14 protein-coding genes are annotated in these 17435 nt (G+C 68.6%); 9 read left to right on the top strand and 5 right to left on the bottom strand.

The window, feature by feature from the left end:
- The 9 genes from uvrC to ppc all read left to right on the top strand — a co-directional run.
- Positions 1–1102, top strand: a 1102-nt coding sequence (gene uvrC / locus AZG88_RS13245; RefSeq protein WP_082833297.1) for an excinuclease ABC subunit UvrC, incomplete at its 5' end; no start/stop codon positions are given.
- 44 nt (positions 1103–1146) lie between these two features.
- On the top strand, positions 1147–2013 hold the full coding sequence (gene rapZ, locus AZG88_RS13240; protein ID WP_043943921.1) for an RNase adapter RapZ: 867 nt from the start codon (positions 1147–1149) through the stop codon (positions 2011–2013).
- Positions 2010–3035, top strand: coding sequence for a gluconeogenesis factor YvcK family protein (locus tag AZG88_RS13235; protein WP_005241779.1), 1026 nt, complete (start codon positions 2010–2012; stop codon positions 3033–3035). Before rapZ ends, AZG88_RS13235 begins: the two co-directional genes overlap by 4 nt.
- A complete protein-coding gene (whiA, locus tag AZG88_RS13230; protein ID WP_005262275.1) occupies positions 3026–4009 on the top strand; it encodes a DNA-binding protein WhiA in 984 nt (327 codons plus the stop codon). Before AZG88_RS13235 ends, whiA begins: the two co-directional genes overlap by 10 nt.
- 262 nt (positions 4010–4271) lie before the next feature.
- Complete coding sequence (gap, locus tag AZG88_RS13225) at positions 4272–5291, top strand: type I glyceraldehyde-3-phosphate dehydrogenase (RefSeq protein ID WP_005241784.1); 1020 nt, start codon at positions 4272–4274, stop codon at positions 5289–5291.
- A gap of 17 nt (positions 5292–5308) precedes the next feature.
- On the top strand, positions 5309–6520 hold the full coding sequence (locus tag AZG88_RS53545) for a phosphoglycerate kinase (RefSeq protein ID WP_005241786.1): 1212 nt from the start codon (positions 5309–5311) through the stop codon (positions 6518–6520).
- 3 nt (positions 6521–6523) lie between these two features.
- Positions 6524–7309, top strand: coding sequence for a triose-phosphate isomerase (tpiA, locus tag AZG88_RS53540; protein ID WP_005241787.1), 786 nt, complete (start codon positions 6524–6526; stop codon positions 7307–7309).
- A gap of 125 nt (positions 7310–7434) precedes the next feature.
- Positions 7435–7668 carry a preprotein translocase subunit SecG gene (secG, locus tag AZG88_RS13210; protein WP_005241788.1) on the top strand — a complete coding sequence of 78 codons (234 nt, stop codon included), beginning with the start codon at positions 7435–7437 and terminating at the stop codon, positions 7666–7668.
- A gap of 46 nt (positions 7669–7714) precedes the next feature.
- Positions 7715–10471 carry a phosphoenolpyruvate carboxylase gene (gene ppc, locus AZG88_RS13205; protein WP_061697942.1) on the top strand — a complete coding sequence of 919 codons (2757 nt, stop codon included), beginning with the start codon at positions 7715–7717 and terminating at the stop codon, positions 10469–10471.
- A 322-nt stretch (positions 10472–10793) separates the two neighbouring features.
- Here ppc and pgl read toward each other — a convergent pair whose 3' ends face one another.
- Genes pgl through tkt form a run of 5 tightly spaced genes read right to left on the bottom strand, consistent with a single transcriptional unit; the run spans position 10794 to position 17229 of the window.
- On the bottom strand, positions 10794–11537 hold the full coding sequence (gene pgl, locus AZG88_RS13200; protein WP_005241790.1) for a 6-phosphogluconolactonase: 744 nt from the start codon (positions 11535–11537) through the stop codon (positions 10794–10796).
- Positions 11530–12441: a glucose-6-phosphate dehydrogenase assembly protein OpcA gene (opcA, locus tag AZG88_RS13195; RefSeq protein WP_005241791.1), complete on the bottom strand. Its 912-nt coding sequence runs from the start codon at positions 12439–12441 to the stop codon at positions 11530–11532. The genes pgl and opcA overlap by 8 nt, the downstream gene beginning before the upstream one ends.
- The gene (gene zwf / locus AZG88_RS13190) at positions 12442–13986 is read right to left on the bottom strand and encodes a glucose-6-phosphate dehydrogenase (RefSeq protein WP_005241793.1); all 1545 of its coding nucleotides are present in this window, start codon (positions 13984–13986) and stop codon (positions 12442–12444) included.
- Between the two features lie 3 nt (positions 13987–13989).
- Positions 13990–15114 carry a transaldolase gene (gene tal, locus AZG88_RS13185; RefSeq protein WP_061697941.1) on the bottom strand — a complete coding sequence of 375 codons (1125 nt, stop codon included), beginning with the start codon at positions 15112–15114 and terminating at the stop codon, positions 13990–13992.
- Positions 15115–15120: 6 nt separating this feature from the next.
- Positions 15121–17229: a transketolase gene (gene tkt, locus AZG88_RS13180; protein ID WP_061697940.1), complete on the bottom strand. Its 2109-nt coding sequence runs from the start codon at positions 17227–17229 to the stop codon at positions 15121–15123.
- Between the last annotated feature and the right edge of the window lie 206 nt (positions 17230–17435).

Below are 17435 nucleotides of genomic sequence, written 5' to 3'. Positions count from 1 at the left end.
CGGTCTCCGCGGATCCGCGGTCCGCCTCCGCGTGCCGCAGCGCGGCGACAAGAAGGCTCTCGCCGAGACCGTGCAGCGCAACGCGATGGAGGCGCTGCAACAGCACAAGCTGCGCCGCGCCGGCGACTTCACGTCGCGGTCGGCGGCCCTGCAGGGCATCCAGGAGGCCCTCGACCTGGACTCGGCGCCCCTGCGCATCGAATGCGTCGACATCAGCCACGTGCAGGGCACCGACGTGGTGGCCTCCCTCGTCGTCTTCGAGGACGGCCTGCCCCGCAAGTCCGACTACCGGCACTACGCGATCAAGGAGGCCGCGGGCGACGGTCGCTCCGACGACGTCGCCAGCATCGCCGAGGTCACCCGGCGGCGGTTCCTCCGGCACAACCGCGACGTCGGGGTGCTGCGCGCCGAAGCGGCCGGGGCGGACGCCGACCAGGTGTCGGGCGGGGACGGCGGCGATCTGGCGCCGGAGGCGGCGATCGATCCGCAGACCGGCAGGCCGCGGCGGTTCGCGTACCCACCGAACCTGTTCGTCGTGGACGGCGGAGCCCCGCAGGTGGCCGCGGCCTCGGCGGTGCTCGACGAACTGGGCATCACCGACGTCGCCGTGATCGGGCTGGCCAAGCGGCTCGAGGAGGTGTGGGTGCCGGGGGAGGAGGACCCGGTCATCCTCCCGCGCACGAGCGAGTCGCTGTACCTGCTGCAGCGGGTGCGCGACGAGGCGCACCGTTTCGCGATCACGTTCCACCGCAGCAAGCGGTCCCGCCGGATGACGGCGTCCGCCCTCGACTCGGTCCGCGGGCTCGGCGAGACCCGGCGCAAGGCCCTGGTGACGCATTTCGGATCCGTCGCCCGCCTCAAGCAAGCCTCCGTCGAGGAGATCACCGCGGTCCCCGGCATCGGAACGGCCACGGCGAAAGCGGTACTCACCGCTCTCGGGGCGGAGGAACCGTCTGCGGACGTCGCGGGAGTGGGGGATGATGAATCAGATCGGAACGGGCCGGGCACGGCAGAACAGAACGGCGCGGACATTCCCCGCGAACCGGTAGCACAGCACGGCCCGGCAGCACAGAGCGCATCGCAACGGACAGGTGTCGAGTGAACGAGCAGCACGCGCAGAGCGACCGTCCACCCACGGTCCGGCCGATGGACTTCCTTCTCGTCACCGGGCTCTCCGGGGCGGGTCTGCAGACGGCGGCGAAGGTCCTCGAGGACCTCGGGTGGTACGTCGCGGACAACCTTCCCCCGGAACTGATTTCCCGAATGGTGGATCTGAGCCTGGAATCCGATTCGCGGCTCGAGCGGCTCGCCGTCGTCATCGACGTGCGCAGCCGGTTGTTCACCGGCGACCTCGGCTGGGTCCTCACCGAACTGGAGAGCAAACCCGTGCACACGCGGGTGCTGTACCTCGACGCGTCGGACGAGGTCCTGGTGCGCCGTTTCGAACAGGTGCGCCGCAGTCACCCGCTGTCGGGGGGAGGCGCCGAGGGCACCCTGTCGGAGGGCATCGCCGCCGAGCGCGATCAGCTCGCGAAGGTGAAGGCCGCCGCGGATCTGGTGATCGACACGTCGTCCCTCGCCGCGCACCAGTTGCGGCAGAAGATCGAGGACGCGTTCGGCGACGCCGAGAACCGGACCATGCAAGTAACAGTCCAGTCGTTCGGTTTCAAGTACGGTCTTCCGATGGACGCCGATCTCGTCTGCGACGTCCGCTTCCTGCCCAACCCGCACTGGATTCCCGAGTTGCGTCCGCACACGGGGCAGAGTGCGGACGTGCGGGACTACGTGTTGTCGCAGGACGGTGCCGAGGACTATCTCGCCACGTATCACCACCTGCTGGATCTGACGATCGCGGGATATCGTCGGGAGGGGAAGCGCTACATGACCATCGCGGTGGGGTGCACCGGAGGGAAACATCGGAGTGTCGCGATGTCGGAGGCCTTGGCGAGCCGCCTCGGAAAGGACTCCGGGCTGAACGTGCGTGTCGTCCATCGTGATCTGGGGCGCGAATGAGGCCGGTGCATCAGCCGCCTGCGATCGTCGCGCTCGGCGGGGGCCACGGGCTGTTCGCCACCCTCAGCGCCGCGCGCCGGCTCAGCCGTGACGTCACGGCCGTCGTCACCGTCGCGGACGACGGCGGATCCTCGGGACGGCTGCGCGCCGAACTCGGCGTCATCCCGCCGGGGGATCTGCGGATGGCGCTCGCCGCACTCGCCGCGGACGACCCCGAGGTGCAGGACTGGACGGACACCATCCAGCACCGCTTCGGCGGAATCGGCGCGCTCGCCGGCCACTCGGTGGGCAATCTCATCCTGGCCGGCCTCACCGAAGTGCTCGGCGACCCGGTCGCCGCGCTGGACGAACTCGCCCGGCTGCTGCGGATCAACGGGCGCGTGCTGCCGATGTCGCCGATCGCCCTGGACATCGAGGCCGACGTGCAGGGCCTCGAGGCGGACCCGCGGGTCAGTCGCTGCATCCGCGGTCAGGTCGCGGTCGCGACCACACCCGGCAAGGTGCGCCGCGTGCGGCTGCTGCCGGCGAATCCGCCCGCATGCCCGGACGCGGTCCGGGCGATCGACGTCGCCGACATGGTCGTCCTCGGCCCCGGGTCGTGGTTCTCGAGCGTCATCCCGCACGTCCTCGTGCCGGAACTCCTCGACACGCTGATCGCCACCGCCGCGCGGAAGGTGCTGGTGCTCAACCTGGCTCCGGAGCCGGGCGAGACGGCAGGATTCTCCACCGAGCGTCATCTGCACGTACTGTCCCAACACGCACCCGAACTCACCGTCGACTTCGTCGTGGTCGATTCGGGTTCGGTGCCGCCGGGGCGCGAGCGCGAGCACCTCGCCCGCGCCGCCGGACAGTTCCAGGCACGCGTCGTGTACGCCGACGTGTCGGAGCACGGCACCCACACGCACCATGCAGGAAAACTTGCGTCCGTTCTCGAACAGCTCTGGAGCGACCCCGATGCGGGGTCTCGGGGGAGCGAAGTGGCCGAGACACCAGAGGAAAGGGAGAGCGCTTCGTGGCAATGACAGCAGAGGTCAAAGACGAACTCAGTCGTCTCGTCGTCACTCATGTGAGTTGCCGGAAGGCCGAGGTCTCGTCGCTGCTGCGGTTCGCCGGGGGATTGCACATCGTCGGCGGCCGGGTCGTGGTCGAGGCGGAAGTGGATCTGGGGTCCACGGCCCGCCGGTTGCGCCGCGAGATCTTCGACCTGTTCACGTACAGCGCCGACGTTCACGTCCTCAGCGCGGGCGGACTGCGCAAGTCGTCCCGGTACATCGTGCGGGTCGCGAAGGAGGGCGAGGCACTCGCCCGCCAGACCGGTCTCCTGGACCTGCGGGGGCGCCCGGTGCGTGGGCTTCCCGCGCAGGTCGTCGGTGGCAGCGTCGCCGATGCGGAAGCCGCGTGGCGCGGCGCCTTCCTGGCGCACGGTTCGCTGACCGAGCCGGGTCGGTCGTCGGCGCTCGAGGTCAGCTGCCCCGGCCCGGAGGCGGCGCTCGCGCTCGTCGGGGCGGCGCGCCGGCTGGGTATCTCGGCGAAGGCCCGCGAGGTCCGCGGCACCGACCGGGTGGTGATCCGCGACGGCGAGGCCATCGGCGCGCTGCTCACCCGGATGGGCGCCCAGGACACGCGCCTCGTGTGGGAGGAACGCCGCATGCGCCGGGAGGTCCGTGCCACCGCCAACCGGCTCGCCAACTTCGACGACGCCAACCTGCGCCGGTCCGCGCGGGCGGCTGTCGCGGCCGCTGCCCGCGTCGAGCGGGCCCTCGACATCCTGGGTGACGAGGTTCCCGACCATCTGGCGGCGGCCGGTCACCTCCGGGTGGAGCACCGGCAGGCGTCCCTCGAGGAACTCGGCCAGCTCGCCGACCCGCCGATGACGAAGGACGCCGTCGCCGGCCGCATCCGGCGGTTGCTGTCGATGGCGGACCGCAAGGCCAAGGAAACCGGCATCCCCGACACCGAGTCGGCCGTCACCGCAGACCTTCTCGACGACGCCTGACAGTCGTCGGCGGTCGCCTCGCACCACCCCCACTCCGCAACGAACGGGACGCTCGTTGCGTCAGATCGAACGAGCGTCCCGTTCGTTCGGGTCGGGGCGGCCCGGAAAGGGTGCCCGGAGGTGACTGCGCGCGCGCGTGGCGCGCGCACTAGGGTTAGAGCCACATCGACCGATGAACCCTCGCGCCGACCACCCGTCGGTGGTGTCGTAGCGGCGCGGGAGCAGAGCTGCACAACCAGAATCATGCGCAAAGGAGCAGATTGTGACTGTCCGGGTAGGCGTAAACGGTTTCGGCCGTATCGGACGTAACTTCTTCAGGGCGGTGGATGCGCAGAAGGCGCTCGGAACCACCGACATCGAGATTGTGGCGGTCAACGACCTCACGGACAACGCTACGCTGGCGCATCTCCTGAAGTACGACTCCATCCTGGGTCGTCTCCCGCACGACGTCTCGCTCGAGGGTGAAGACACCATCGTCGTCGGAAACCAGAAGATCAAGGCACTCGCGATCAAGGAAGGCCCCGCGGCGCTTCCCTGGGGTGACCTGGGCGTCGACGTCGTCGTCGAGTCCACCGGCATCTTCACCGACGCAGCCAAGGCGAAGGGCCACCTCGAGGCCGGCGCCAAGAAGGTCATCATCTCCGCCCCGGCCAAGGGCGAGGACATCACCATCGTGATGGGCGTCAACGACGACAAGTACGACGGCAGCCAGAACATCATCTCCAACGCCTCGTGCACCACCAACTGCCTCGGCCCCATCGCCAAGGTGCTCGACGACGAGTTCGGCATCGTCAAGGGCCTCATGACCACGGTCCACGCCTACACACAGGACCAGAACCTGCAGGACGGCCCGCACAGCGACCTGCGTCGCGCCCGCGCCGCCGCACTGAACGTGGTCCCCACCGGCACCGGTGCCGCCAAGGCCATCGGCCTGGTCCTCCCGCAGCTGCTCGGCAAGCTGGACGGCTACGCGCTGCGCGTCCCGATCCCCACGGGCTCGGTCACCGACCTCACCGCGAACCTGAAGAAGTCGGCCAGCGTCGAGGACATCAACGCCGCAATGAAGGCTGCCGCCGAGGGACCGCTCAAGGGCATCCTGAAGTACACGGACGCTCCGATCGTGTCGTCCGACATCGTCACCGACCCGCACAGCTCGATCTTCGACTCCGGCCTCACCAAGGTCATCGACGATCAGGCCAAGATCGTGTCCTGGTACGACAACGAGTGGGGTTACTCCAACCGTCTGGCCGACCTCATCGGTCTCGTCGCCAAGTCTCTCTGAGCGAAGGTTCGGTAACAGTGGCAGTTCAGACTCTCGACGACCTGCTGAACGCTGGGGTCGAGGGGCGCGCCGTGCTGGTGCGCTCCGACCTCAACGTTCCGCTCGACGGTGACCGGATCACCGATCCCGGGCGCATCATCGCTTCCGCGCCGACGCTGAAGGCGCTGGCGGAGGCGGGCGCCAAGGTCATCGTCACCGCCCATCTGGGTCGCCCCAAGGGCGAGCCCGACCCGCAGTACTCCCTCGCACCGGTGGCGGTGAAGCTCGCCGAGGTGCTGGGACGCAACGTTCAGCTCGCCGGCGACGTCGTCGGGCAGGACGCTCTGGCACGTGCCGAGGGGCTCACGGACGGCGACGTTCTCCTGCTGGAGAACATCCGCTTCGATCCGCGGGAGACCAGCAAGGACGAGGCCGAGCGGACGAAGCTCGCCAAGGCCCTGGTCGAGCTCGTCGGCGACGACGGTGCGTTCGTGTCCGACGGGTTCGGCGTCGTGCACCGCGCGCAGGCGTCGGTGTACGAGGTGGCCAAGTTGCTCCCGCATTACGCGGGCACGCTCGTCGAAGCCGAGATCAAGGTGCTCGGCAAGCTCACCGAGGAGCCCGAGCGCCCGTACGCGGTCGTGCTGGGTGGCTCCAAGGTGTCGGACAAGCTCGCGGTGATCGAGGCGCTGGCCCCCAAGGTCGACACCCTCGTCATCGGTGGCGGCATGTACTACACGTTCCTGGCGGCGCAGGGCGTGTCGGTCGGCAACTCGCTGTGCGAGGAGTCGATGATCGACACGTGCAAGGCGCTGCTCGAGCAGTACGCCGACGTGATCCACATTCCGCAGGACGTGGTCATCGCCGATTCGTTCTCGGCCGACGCCGAGTCGAAGATCGTCTCCGTGCTCGAGATCCCGGACGGCTGGATGGGTCTCGACATCGGACCGCAGTCGGTTCGCCGGTTCGCGGCGATCCTGACCAGCGCGAAGACCGTGTTCTGGAACGGCCCGATGGGCGTGTTCGAGTTCGAGAAGTTCGCCGCGGGCACCAAGGGTGTCGCCGAGGCGATCATCGAGGCCACCGGGAAGGGCGCGTACAGCGTCGTCGGTGGCGGTGACTCCGCCGCGGCGGTGCGCCAGCTCGGTCTGCCCGAGGACGGGTTCTCGCACATCTCCACCGGTGGCGGCGCCTCCCTCGAGTACCTCGAGGGCAAGGAACTCCCCGGCATCGCAGTTCTGGAGGGCTGAGGCATGGCACGGAAGCCGCTGATCGCCGGCAACTGGAAGATGAATCTGAACCATCTCGAGGCCATCGCGCTGGTTCAGAAGATCGCCTTCTCGCTCCCGGCGAAGTACTTCGACAAGGTCGACGTGACGGTGATCCCGCCGTTCACCGACATCCGCAGCGTGCAGACCCTCGTCGAGGGCGACAAGCTTCTGCTCACCTACGGTGCGCAGGACGTGTCGGCCCAGGATTCGGGTGCATACACCGGCGAGATCAGCGGCTCCATGCTTGCCAAGCTGGGCTGCACGTTCGTCGTCGTCGGGCACTCGGAGCGCCGGACCCTGCACTGCGAGGACAACGACACCGTGCTGGCCAAGACCAAGGCCGCGCTGAAGAACGGGATCACCCCGATCGTCTGCATCGGTGAGGGCCTCGACGTCCGCGAGGCCGGAGAGCACGTGTCCTACAACGTCGAGCAGTTGCGGGGCTCGCTCGCCGGACTGTCCGCCGAGGACATCGCCAAGGTCGTCATCGCGTACGAGCCGGTGTGGGCCATCGGAACCGGCCGCGTGGCGAGTGCCGCGGACGCGCAGGAAGTGTGCGCCGCGATCCGCGCCACGCTCGGTGAGCTCGCCTCGCCGGACGTCGCGTCCGGTGTTCGCGTTCTCTACGGCGGCAGCGTCAACGCCAAGAACGTCGGCGAGATCGTCGGCAAGACGGATGTGGACGGCGCCCTGGTGGGCGGCGCCTCGCTGAAGGCCGACGAGTTCGCCACGCTGTCGGCGATCGCCGCGGGCGGACCTCTGCCGTAAGGCGCCTTCGGCGCCCGTGCGCCTTTCCGGTAGCTGTAGGTACCGGAAAGGCGCACGGGCGCGGAGCGCCTGTAGGGTGTACGAGGTCGTTGTTGTTCCTACTGGATGGGTGGACGTAGACAGACATGGAACTGTTCCTGGATATCTTGCTGGTGGTCACCAGCTTGCTGCTGATTCTGCTGGTGCTGCTGCACCGCGGTAAGGGCGGCGGTCTGTCCAGCCTGTTCGGCGGCGGCGTCCAGTCGAGCCTGTCCGGTTCCACCGTGGTCGAGAAGAACCTCGACCGGCTCACCGTCTTCACCGGCCTGATCTGGTTGATCGCCATCATCGGCATCGGCCTGGAGATCAAGTTCGGCTGATCTGCTTCACCATGCAGACGGGCCGTCACCGGTCGATACTGGATGCATGATCGAAACCCCACGTGAGGCCACTGAACCACTCCGCGAAGACATTCGGCTCCTGGGCGGCATCCTCGGTCAGATAGTGCGGGAACAGGCCGGGGACAGCGTCTTCGACCTCGTCGAGAAGGCCAGGGTCGAATCGTTCCGGGTTCGTCGTTCCGAGATCGACCGCGCAGATCTGGCGGACATGTTCACCCAGGTCTCCACGAGCGACACGATTCCCGTCATCCGGGCCTTCAGCCACTTCGCCCTGCTTGCCAATCTTGCCGAGGACATCCACCGCGAACGCCGGCGTGCCGTCCACGTCGCCGCCGGTGAACCCGCCCCCGACAGCACCCTGACCGCCACGTTCGCCAAACTCGACGCCGCGCACCTCGACAGCGCCGTCGTCGCGGACGCGTTGCGCGGGGCGCTCGTGTCGCCGGTCATCACCGCTCATCCCACCGAGACCCGCCGCCGGACGGTGTTCGAAACCCAGTCCCGGATCACGGAACTGATGCGCTACCGCGAGCGCACCGCCCTGACCGAGACCGAGACGGCCGACGTCGACGTCCGGCTGCGGCGGCAGATCCTCACCCTCTGGCAGACCGCGCTGATCCGGTTGTCGCGGTTGCGGATCCAGGACGAGATCGAGGTCGGGCTGCGGTACTACGACGCGGCACTGTTCGAGGTCGTCCCGAAGATCAACGCCGAACTGCGCACTGCCCTGCGGTCGCGGTGGCCGGACGCGGATCTGAGCGGGGAACCGATTCTGCGTCCCGGGTCGTGGATCGGCGGAGACCGCGACGGCAACCCCTACGTCACCGACGAGGTGGTCCGGCAGGCCACCACCCGTGCCGCGGCCACCGCCCTCGAGCATCACCTCGGGGAACTCGAGACGCTCGAGCGCGAACTGTCGATGTCGGCTCGCCTCGTCACCGTCACCCCCGGGCTCGACCTCCTGGCCTCGGCGTCGCAGGACGATTCCCCGTTCCGCGCCGACGAGCCCTACCGGCGTGCGGTGCGGGGCATCCGGGGTCGTCTCACGGCCACCGCGCACCGCATTCTCGGTGAGGCACCCGATCACGGGCTCGACCTCGGGCTCGCACCGTACGACACCCCGCGGCAGATGCTCGACGAACTCGACATCGTCGACGACTCCCTGCGGCGTGGGGGTGACGGCACCATCGCCGACGACGGGCTGGCGAACCTGCGGGACTCGGTTGCGGTGTTCGGTTTCCACCTCTCCGGACTCGACATGCGGCAGAACTCGGACGTGCACGAGACGGTCGTCGCCGAGCTGCTGGCGTGGGCGGGCGTGCACGCCGACTACCCGTCGCTGTCCGAGGCCGAGCGGGTGGAGTTGCTGTCGGCGGAGCTGTCGACCCGGCGCCCACTGACCACTGCGAACGCGAAGTTCAGTGAGCTGACCGCGAAGGAGCTGGCCATTCTCCAGGCCGGCGCCGACGCGGTCCGGACACTCGGTGCGGGCGCCGTGCCCAACTACATCATCAGCATGTGCACCTCCGTCAGTGACATGCTCGAGGCCGCTGTGCTGCTGAAGGAGGTGGGTCTGCTCGACCCTGGATCGGGGGAGGCGCCGTCCTGCCCGGTGGGCATCGTGCCGCTGTTCGAGACGATCGAAGACCTGCAGCAGGGTGCGGCCACCCTCGAAGCCACCCTGGAGGTGCCGATCTACCGGGCGCTGGTGACGTCGCGCGGCGACTCCCAGGAAGTGATGCTCGGGTACTCCGATTCCAACAAGGACGGCGGCTACCTGGCGGCCAACTGGGCGCTGTACCGCGCGGAGCTGGATCTGGTGGACGCCGCTCGCAAGACGGGAATCCGGTTGCGGCTCTTCCACGGTCGCGGCGGCACCGTGGGTCGCGGCGGCGGCCCCAGCTACGAGGCGATCCTCGCGCAACCGCCCGGCGCGGTGGCCGGCTCCCTGCGGATCACCGAACAGGGCGAGGTGATCGCCGCCAAGTACGCGGAACCCCGCCTCGCGCAACGCAATCTCGAAACGCTGCTCGCCGCGACCCTCGAAGCCACCCTGCTCGACGTCGAGGGACTCGGCGACGACGCCGAACCGGCGTACCGCATCCTCGACGAGCTCGCTGCGCTGGCCCGCCGCGCCTACGGCGAATTGGTGCACGAGACACCCGGATTCGTGGAGTACTTCGAGATGTCGACTCCGGTCGCGGAGATCGGGGCCCTCAACATCGGCAGCCGGCCCGCCTCACGGAAGCAGACCACGTCCATCTCCGATCTCCGGGCCATCCCGTGGGTGCTGTCGTGGAGTCAGTCCCGGGTCATGCTGCCCGGGTGGTACGGCACGGGTGCGGCGTTCGAGGAATGGACGCAGGGCGACCCCGAGAGGGTGGCCACGCTGTCCCGCCTGTACGAGAAGTGGCCGTTCTTCCGGACCGTGCTGTCGAACCTGGCCATGGTGATGTCGAAGTCCGACATGGGCCTCGCCGCCCGCTACGCGGAGCTGGTTCCCGACGAGGAACTCCGCCGACGGGTGTTCGGCAAGATCGCCGAGGAACACGAGCGGACGATCCGGATGTACAAGGCGATCACCGGGAACGACACCCTGTTCGCCGACAACCCCGGTCTGGAGAGGTCGGTGCACAACCGGTTCCCGTACCTCGAGCCCCTCAACCACCTGCAGGTGGAACTGCTGCGCCGCTACCGGGCCGGGGACGACAGTGATCAGACGCGCCGCGGCATCCAGCTCACGATGAACGGGCTGGCGACCGCGCTGCGCAACAGCGGGTAGCCGGCCGGGATTTCCGCGCCCCGCGAGAAGTGCGTGAACTTTCTTGCGGGGCGGGGGAACCGAACCGTCCGTCGCTGCGTCAAAACGGGAAAGAGCACGAACTTTTCCGAGACGAATTGGGGCGACGGATGAGGCGCTGCGCGGGCAACCCGGATTATTGGCGCGGGGGAATCGGACGGCGGGGGACGAGTACGGCGGGTCCGCGTCGTGCCGGCCGGATCGTCACCGAATGCCGGGTCACCCGGTCACCGGTCGAGCGGGACCCTCGGTCGCCCGCCGGGTTACCGGCGGACGACGACGAGGACCCCGTCGGATGAGAGCGTCAGTTCGGCAGCCGGGACGCGGCCGACGTGTCGAGCAGCCACCGGGTGGCCGACAGTCCGCGCGCCCCGGACGCCGGGATCTCGACGGGGGGAGCGCCCGCGATCGCGGCGGCCACGGCCTCGGCCTTCGCCTCACCCGACACGACGAGCCACACCTCGTCGGCGTGCCGGACGGCGGGCAGGGTCAGCGTGACCCGCACCGGCGGCGGCTTGGGGGAGTCCGTCACCGCGACGACGAACCGGTGCTCCTCGCGGACCGCGTCGGTGTCGGGGAACAGCGAATTGACGTGTCCCTCACCGCCCATGCCGAGCAGGTGGACATCGAAGACCGGAACCTGCTTGCCGCCGGCGTTCGCCCCGAGAACCTGTGCGTACGCGACAGCGGCCGCCTCCGGGTCGTTCTCGTAGATGCCGTCCGCGACGGGCATGGTGTGCACCCGGTCGAGGTCGACGTCGACGTGATCGAGCAGCGCGGCCCGCGCCTGCACATCGTTGCGTTCCGGGTCGCCGGCCGGCAGGAAACGCTCGTCACCCCAGTAGATGTCGATCGCACGCCAGTCGATGTCGCCCGGGTTCTGCCGGACCTTCTCGAGCAGGCCGATCCCGGTCCCGCCTCCGGTGAGGACCACCGCTGCCGTACCGCGGTCCTTCTGGGCGGCGACGACGGTGTCGACGAACCGCTCCGCGGCCTTCGTCACCAGCGTGTCGGTGTCGGGGTGGACTTCTACGTGGATGTCACTCATACGTCACCTTCGTCAGCCCGGCGAGTGCGGTCTCGTAGACCTCGTCGGGGTCGAGTCTGCGTAGTTCTTCGGCCAGGCATTCGCTGGTTTCCCGCCTGCGGAGCGCGACCCGCGCATCAGGCTTGCCGGTGCGTGTCAGCGTCGCCGTCGTGCCGGTCTGGGGGCGGCTGATGGTCAACGCACTACCGTCGGCGAAGTTGATCTCCACGAACAACGGGCCGACCCGCCGCGTGACGGGGACGTCGACGCGGCTCGCCAACCACCCCGCGATCATGTCGACGGCCGGCTCGTCCACCAGCCCGGACACCACCGCCGACGTGATCGGCGAGTGCGGCGGCTGGTCGACGGCCGAGGTCAGCAGAGCACGCCAGTAGGTGATGCGACTCCACGCCAGATCCGAGTCACCGGACGAGTACGACGCGAGGCGGCTTTTGATCTCCGCGGCCGGATCCGCGCGATCGGTCGCGTCGGTGATGCGCCGGATCGCCAGCTTGCCCACCGGATCCTCGGCGGGGACCTCCGGGGCGGTCTCCGGCCACCACACGACGACGGGAGTGTCGGGAAGGAGGAACGGCACCACCACGCTGCTCTCGTGGTCGGCGAGTTCGCCGAACAGGCGGAGCACGACGACCTCCGACGCGCCGGCGTCGCCGCCCACGCGGATCTGCGCGTCCAGGCGGGGTTCCGCGTCACGGGACCCCCAGGCGACGACGATGACGCGGCACGGATGCTCCCGGCTCGCCTCGTTGGCGGCGTCGATGATGTCCTCCGAGTACTCACTGTCTCGGGTGCATACCACCAGCGTGAGCACTCGTCCCAGGGTCACCGCGCCGCCGGTCTTGCGCAGCTCCACCAGCTTTTTGTTGACCTGTCCGGTGGTGGTCGCGGGAATGTCGGTGATCATCTACGGCCTTCTCCATTCGCGACCGGTGCGGTGCATCATTTCGTCTGCCGACGGCGGGCCCCACGTGCCGGCCTCGTACGGTTCCGGCCTGCCGTCCGCAGCCCAGTGCGCGAGCACGGGGTCGAGGATCTCCCAAGACAGTTCCACCTCGGCGTTGACGGGGAACAGCGAGGGCTCACCGAGGAGCACGTCGAGGATGAGGCGCTCGTACGCCTCGGGCGACGACTCCGTGAACGCCTGACCGTAGCTGAAGTCCATGTTGACATCGCGGACTTCCATGCTCGATCCCGGGACCTTGGACCCGAACCGCATGGTCACACCCTCGTCCGGCTGCACCCGGATGACGAGGGCGTTCTGCCCCAGTTCCTCGGTCATCGTCTGATCGAACGGCAGGTGCGGTGCGCGCTTGAAGATCACGGCGATCTCGGTGACCCGACGGCCGAGTCTCTTTCCGGTGCGAAGGTAGAACGGCACCCCCGCCCAGCGGCGGGTGTCGACCTCGAGGGTGATGGCCGCGAACGTCTCCGTCGTGGAGTCCTTCGAGAACCCTTCCTCCTCCAGTAGGCCGACCACCCGGGTGCCGCCCTGCCAGCCGCCCGCATACTGGCCGCGCGCGGTGGTCTCGTCGAGCGGCTGGGCGAGTTTGGTGGCGGAGAGCACCTTGATCTTCTCCGCCTGCAATTCGGACGGTTCGAAGCTGATCGGCTCCTCCATCGCGGTGAAGGCGAGGAGTTGCAGCAGGTGGTTCTGGATGACGTCGCGCGCCGCCCCGATCCCGTCGTAATACCCGGCACGCCCACCGAGACCGATGTCCTCGGCCATGGTGATCTGGACGTGATCCACGTAGTGGGCGTTCCAGATCGGATCGAACAACTGATTGGCGAAGCGCAACGCCAGGATGTTCTGAACCGTCTCCTTGCCGAGGTAGTGGTCGATCCGGAAGACGGTGTCCTCCGGGAAGACTTCGTTCACGACCGCGTTGAGCTCACGTGCGCTCCCGAGGTCGTGACCGAACGGCTTCTCGATGACCACCCGACGCCACTGTTGGTCGTTCGACTGCGCGAGACCGGCCTCGGACAGCTGCTTCAGGACCACCGGGAACGCGTCCGGCGGAATCGCGAGATAGAACCCGTGATTGCCGCCGGTCCCGCGTTCACGTTCGAGCGTCCCGAGAGTGTTGGCGAGTTCCTGGAAGGCCGCCGGGTCGTCGAAGCTGCCCTTGACGAATCGCAGGCCCTCCGACAGTCGCTCCCAGACGTCCTCCCGGAACGGTGTGCGGGAATGGTCGCGCACGGCATCGTGGACGATCTTGCCGAAGTCCTCGTCCGACCAATCCCTGCGGGCGAACCCGACGAGAGCGAACCCGGGCGGCAGAAGACCACGATTGGCCAGATCGTAGATGGCGGGCATCAACTTGCGCCGGGCCAGGTCGCCGGTGACACCGAAGATCACCAGCGCGCACGGCCCGGCGATGCGTGGTAGGCGCTTGTCCCTACTGTCGCGGAGTGGATTGACCCATTCGTCTGACGCTGCGGGCTCGCTCACGTATCAGCTCTTCTGCCCTGCTGCGCGCAGCTGCTCCGCCGTGGCGTCGAGGAGCTCGTTCCAGGACACCTCGAACTTGTCGACGCCCTCGTCCTCGAGGACCTTGAACACGTCGGTGAGATCGATGCCGACGGCGCTGAGCTTGTCGAACACCTCCTGCGCCTCGACCGCGGTGCCGGACACCGTGTCGCCGGCGACCTCACCGTGATCGGCGAACGCGTCGAGAGTCTTCTCGGGCATCGTGTTCACGGTGTTCGGAGCCACCAGTTCGGCGACGTACAGGGTGTCGGGGTAGTCGGGGTTCTTGACTCCGGTCGACGCCCAGAGCGCGCGCTGCGGGCGCGCACCGCCCGGCAGCAGACCCTGGAACCGCGGCTGCACCTCGAAGACCTGCTGGTAGGCGGCGTACGCGAGGCGGGCGTTGGCGAGCGCCGCCTTGCCGCGCAGCTCGAGAGCCTCGGGGGTGCCGATCTTGTCGAGCCGCTTGTCGATCTCCGTGTCGACGCGGGAGACGAAGAACGAGGCCACCGAGTGGATGCGGGACAGGTCGTGACCGGCCGCCTTCGCGGCCTCGAGACCGTCCAGGTAGGCGCCCATGACCAGTTCGTAGCGTTCCACGGAGAAGATCAGCGTGACGTTGACGCTGATGCCCTCACCGAGCACCTTGGCGATGGCCGGGATACCGGCCTCGGTGGCCGGGATCTTGATGAACAGGTTCGGGCGGTCGACGATCTTCCACAGTTCGACCGCCTGCGCGACGGTCTTGTCGGCGTCGTGCGCGAGGCGCGGGTCGACCTCGATGGAGACCCGGCCGTCGACGCCGTGGCTCGCCTCGAACTGCGGGGCGAGGACGTCGCACGCGGCGCGCACGTCGTCGGTGGTCACCGTGCGGATGGTGGCCTCGACGTCGGCACCGCGCTCGGCGAGCTCCCGGACCTGTGCGTCGTAGACGTGGCCCTTGCTGAGTGCCGCCTGGAAGATCGACGGATTGGTGGTGACCCCGACGACGCTCTTGGTCGCGACGAGCTCGGCGAGGTTGCCGGACTCGATGCGGTCACGGGAGAGGTCGTCGAGCCACACCGACACGCCTGCTTCGGAGAGCTTCTGGAGGTTGGGGTTCTGAGTCATGGCGGTCTATCCCTTCACGCGTGCGAGTGAGCGCTGTGCGGCGGCGGTGACGGCTTCGGCGGTGAAACCGAACTCGCGGAACAGGGTCTTGTAGTCGGCGGAGGCGCCGAAGTGCTCGATGGAGACGATTTCGCCTGCGTCGCCGACGAAGCGGTACCAGGGCATGGAGATGCCGGCTTCGACGGAGACCCGCGCCTTGACCGTCGGGGGGAGGACGCCGTCGCGGTAGGCCTGGTCCTGGGCGTCGAACCATTCGACGCAGGGCATGGACACGACCCGGGTGGGGATGCCGTCGGCCTCGAGGGTCTCGCGGGCGGCGACGGCGAGCTGCAGCTCGGACCCTGTGCCGATGAGCACGACCTCCGGTGCCCCGGTGGAGGCGTCGGCGAGGACGTAACCGCCGCGGGAGACACCCTCGTAGCTGGTGCCCTCGAGGACGGGCAGGTCCTGGCGGGTCAGGGCGAGGCCGGCGGGAGCGCGGGTGGCCTCGTCGGCGCCCTTCTCGAGGACGGCGCGCCAGGCGTGGGCGGTTTCGTTGGCGTCGCCGGGCCGCACGACGTACAGGCCGGGGATCGCGCGCAGCGCGGCGAGGTGCTCGATCGGCTGGTGGGTGGGCCCGTCCTCACCGAGTCCGATGGAGTCGTGCGTCCACACGTAGGTGACCGGGGTCTTCATGATCGCGGCGAGCCGCACGGCGGGACGCATGTAGTCGCTGAAGACGAGGAAGGTGCCGCCGTACGGGCGGGTCGGTCCGTGCAGCGCGATGCCGTTGAGGATCGAGCCCATGGCGTGTTCGCGGACCCCGAAGTGCAGGGTGCGGCCGTAGGGCTGGGCCGTCCACATCCGGGTGGAGATGGCTTCGGGACCGAAGGAATCGGCACCCTTGATGGTGGTGTTGTTGCTCTCGGCGAGGTCGGCGGAGCCGCCCCACAGTTCGGGGAGCACCGGTCCGACGGCGTTCAGCACGGCGGCGGACGCCTTGCGGGTCGCGACTCCCTTGGGATCGGGCTCCCAGGTGGGGAGCACGTCGGCCCAGCCGGCGGGAAGGTCGCGGCCGATCAGACGGTCGAGGAGCTTCTTACCCTCGGGGGCGCGGTGGGTCCACTCGTCGTACTGGGCCTGCCACTGCTTGTGCGCCTGGACGCCGCGGTCGACGACCTTGCGGGTGTGGGCGATGACCTCGTCGGCGACCTCGAACGTCTTGTCCGGATCGAAGCCGAGAGCCTTCTTCACGGCCGCGACCTCGTCGGCACCGAGGGCGGCGCCGTGCGCCGCGCCGGTGTTCATCTTGGTCGGTGCGGGGAAGCCGATGATCGTGCGGAGCAGGATCATCGACGGCTTGTCGGTGACCTCGCGGGCCTTGTTCAGGGCCTCTTCGATGGCGACGACGTTCTCGCCGCCCTCGACGATCTGCACGTGCCAGCCGTACGCCTCGTAGCGGGCGGCGGTGTCCTCGGACAGCGCGATGGCGGTGTCGTCCTCGATGGAGATCTTGTTGTCGTCGTAGATCAGGGTGAGGTTGCCGAGCTGCTGGACGCCGGCGATGGAGGAGGCCTCGGAGGTGACGCCTTCCTCGATGTCGCCGTCGGAGGCGATGACGTAGATGTGGTGGTCGAACGGGCTGTCGCCGAGGGCGGGCTCGGGGTCGAAGAGGCCGCGTTCGCGGCGGGCGGCCATGGCCATGCCCACGGCGGAGGCGAGGCCCTGACCGAGCGGTCCGGTGGTGATCTCGACGCCGCGGGTGTGGCCGTGTTCGGGGTGGCCGGGGGTCTTCGAGCCCCAGGTGCGCAGCGCCTCCAGGTCGTCGAGTTCGAGACCGTAGCCGGCGAGGTACAGCTGGATGTAGAGGGTGAGGCTGGAGTGCCCGCAGGACAGCACGAACCGGTCGCGGCCGATCCAGTCGGCGTCGGTGGGGTCGTGGCGCATGACGCGCTGGAAGAGGGTGTAGGCGAGGGGGGCCAGGCTCATGGCCGTGCCGGGGTGGCCGTTGCCGACCTTCTGCACCGCGTCCGCGGCGAGCACCCGGATGGTGTCGACGGCCTTGGTGTCCAGTTCGGTCCAGTCGGCGGGGTGAACCGGTTGCGTGAGGACGTGGATGTCGTCTGTGATCGACACGGGCAGAAGTCTCCTGACATGGGTGAACGTGGAGCCTGAGGATGCGTGGGCCTCTTGTGCCACTCCAGCCTAGTGTGCGGTCGTATCCGGGTCGATTCGGTTCACGCATTACGGCGGTCTACCATCGTTTGTAGTAGACGGCCGGCCGTCGCGAAGGACTTCGGGAGCAGGCGCCGGCATTCGGATGTGGAATTACGCGTGGTGCG

The sequence above is a fragment of the Rhodococcus sp. LB1 genome (genome assembly GCF_001583455.1).
Taxonomy (GTDB): Bacteria; Actinomycetota; Actinomycetes; order Mycobacteriales; family Mycobacteriaceae; genus Rhodococcus_F; species Rhodococcus_F opacus.
The sequence above is the reverse complement of the archived record's forward strand: the minus strand, read 5'-3'. Positions and strand labels throughout refer to the sequence as shown.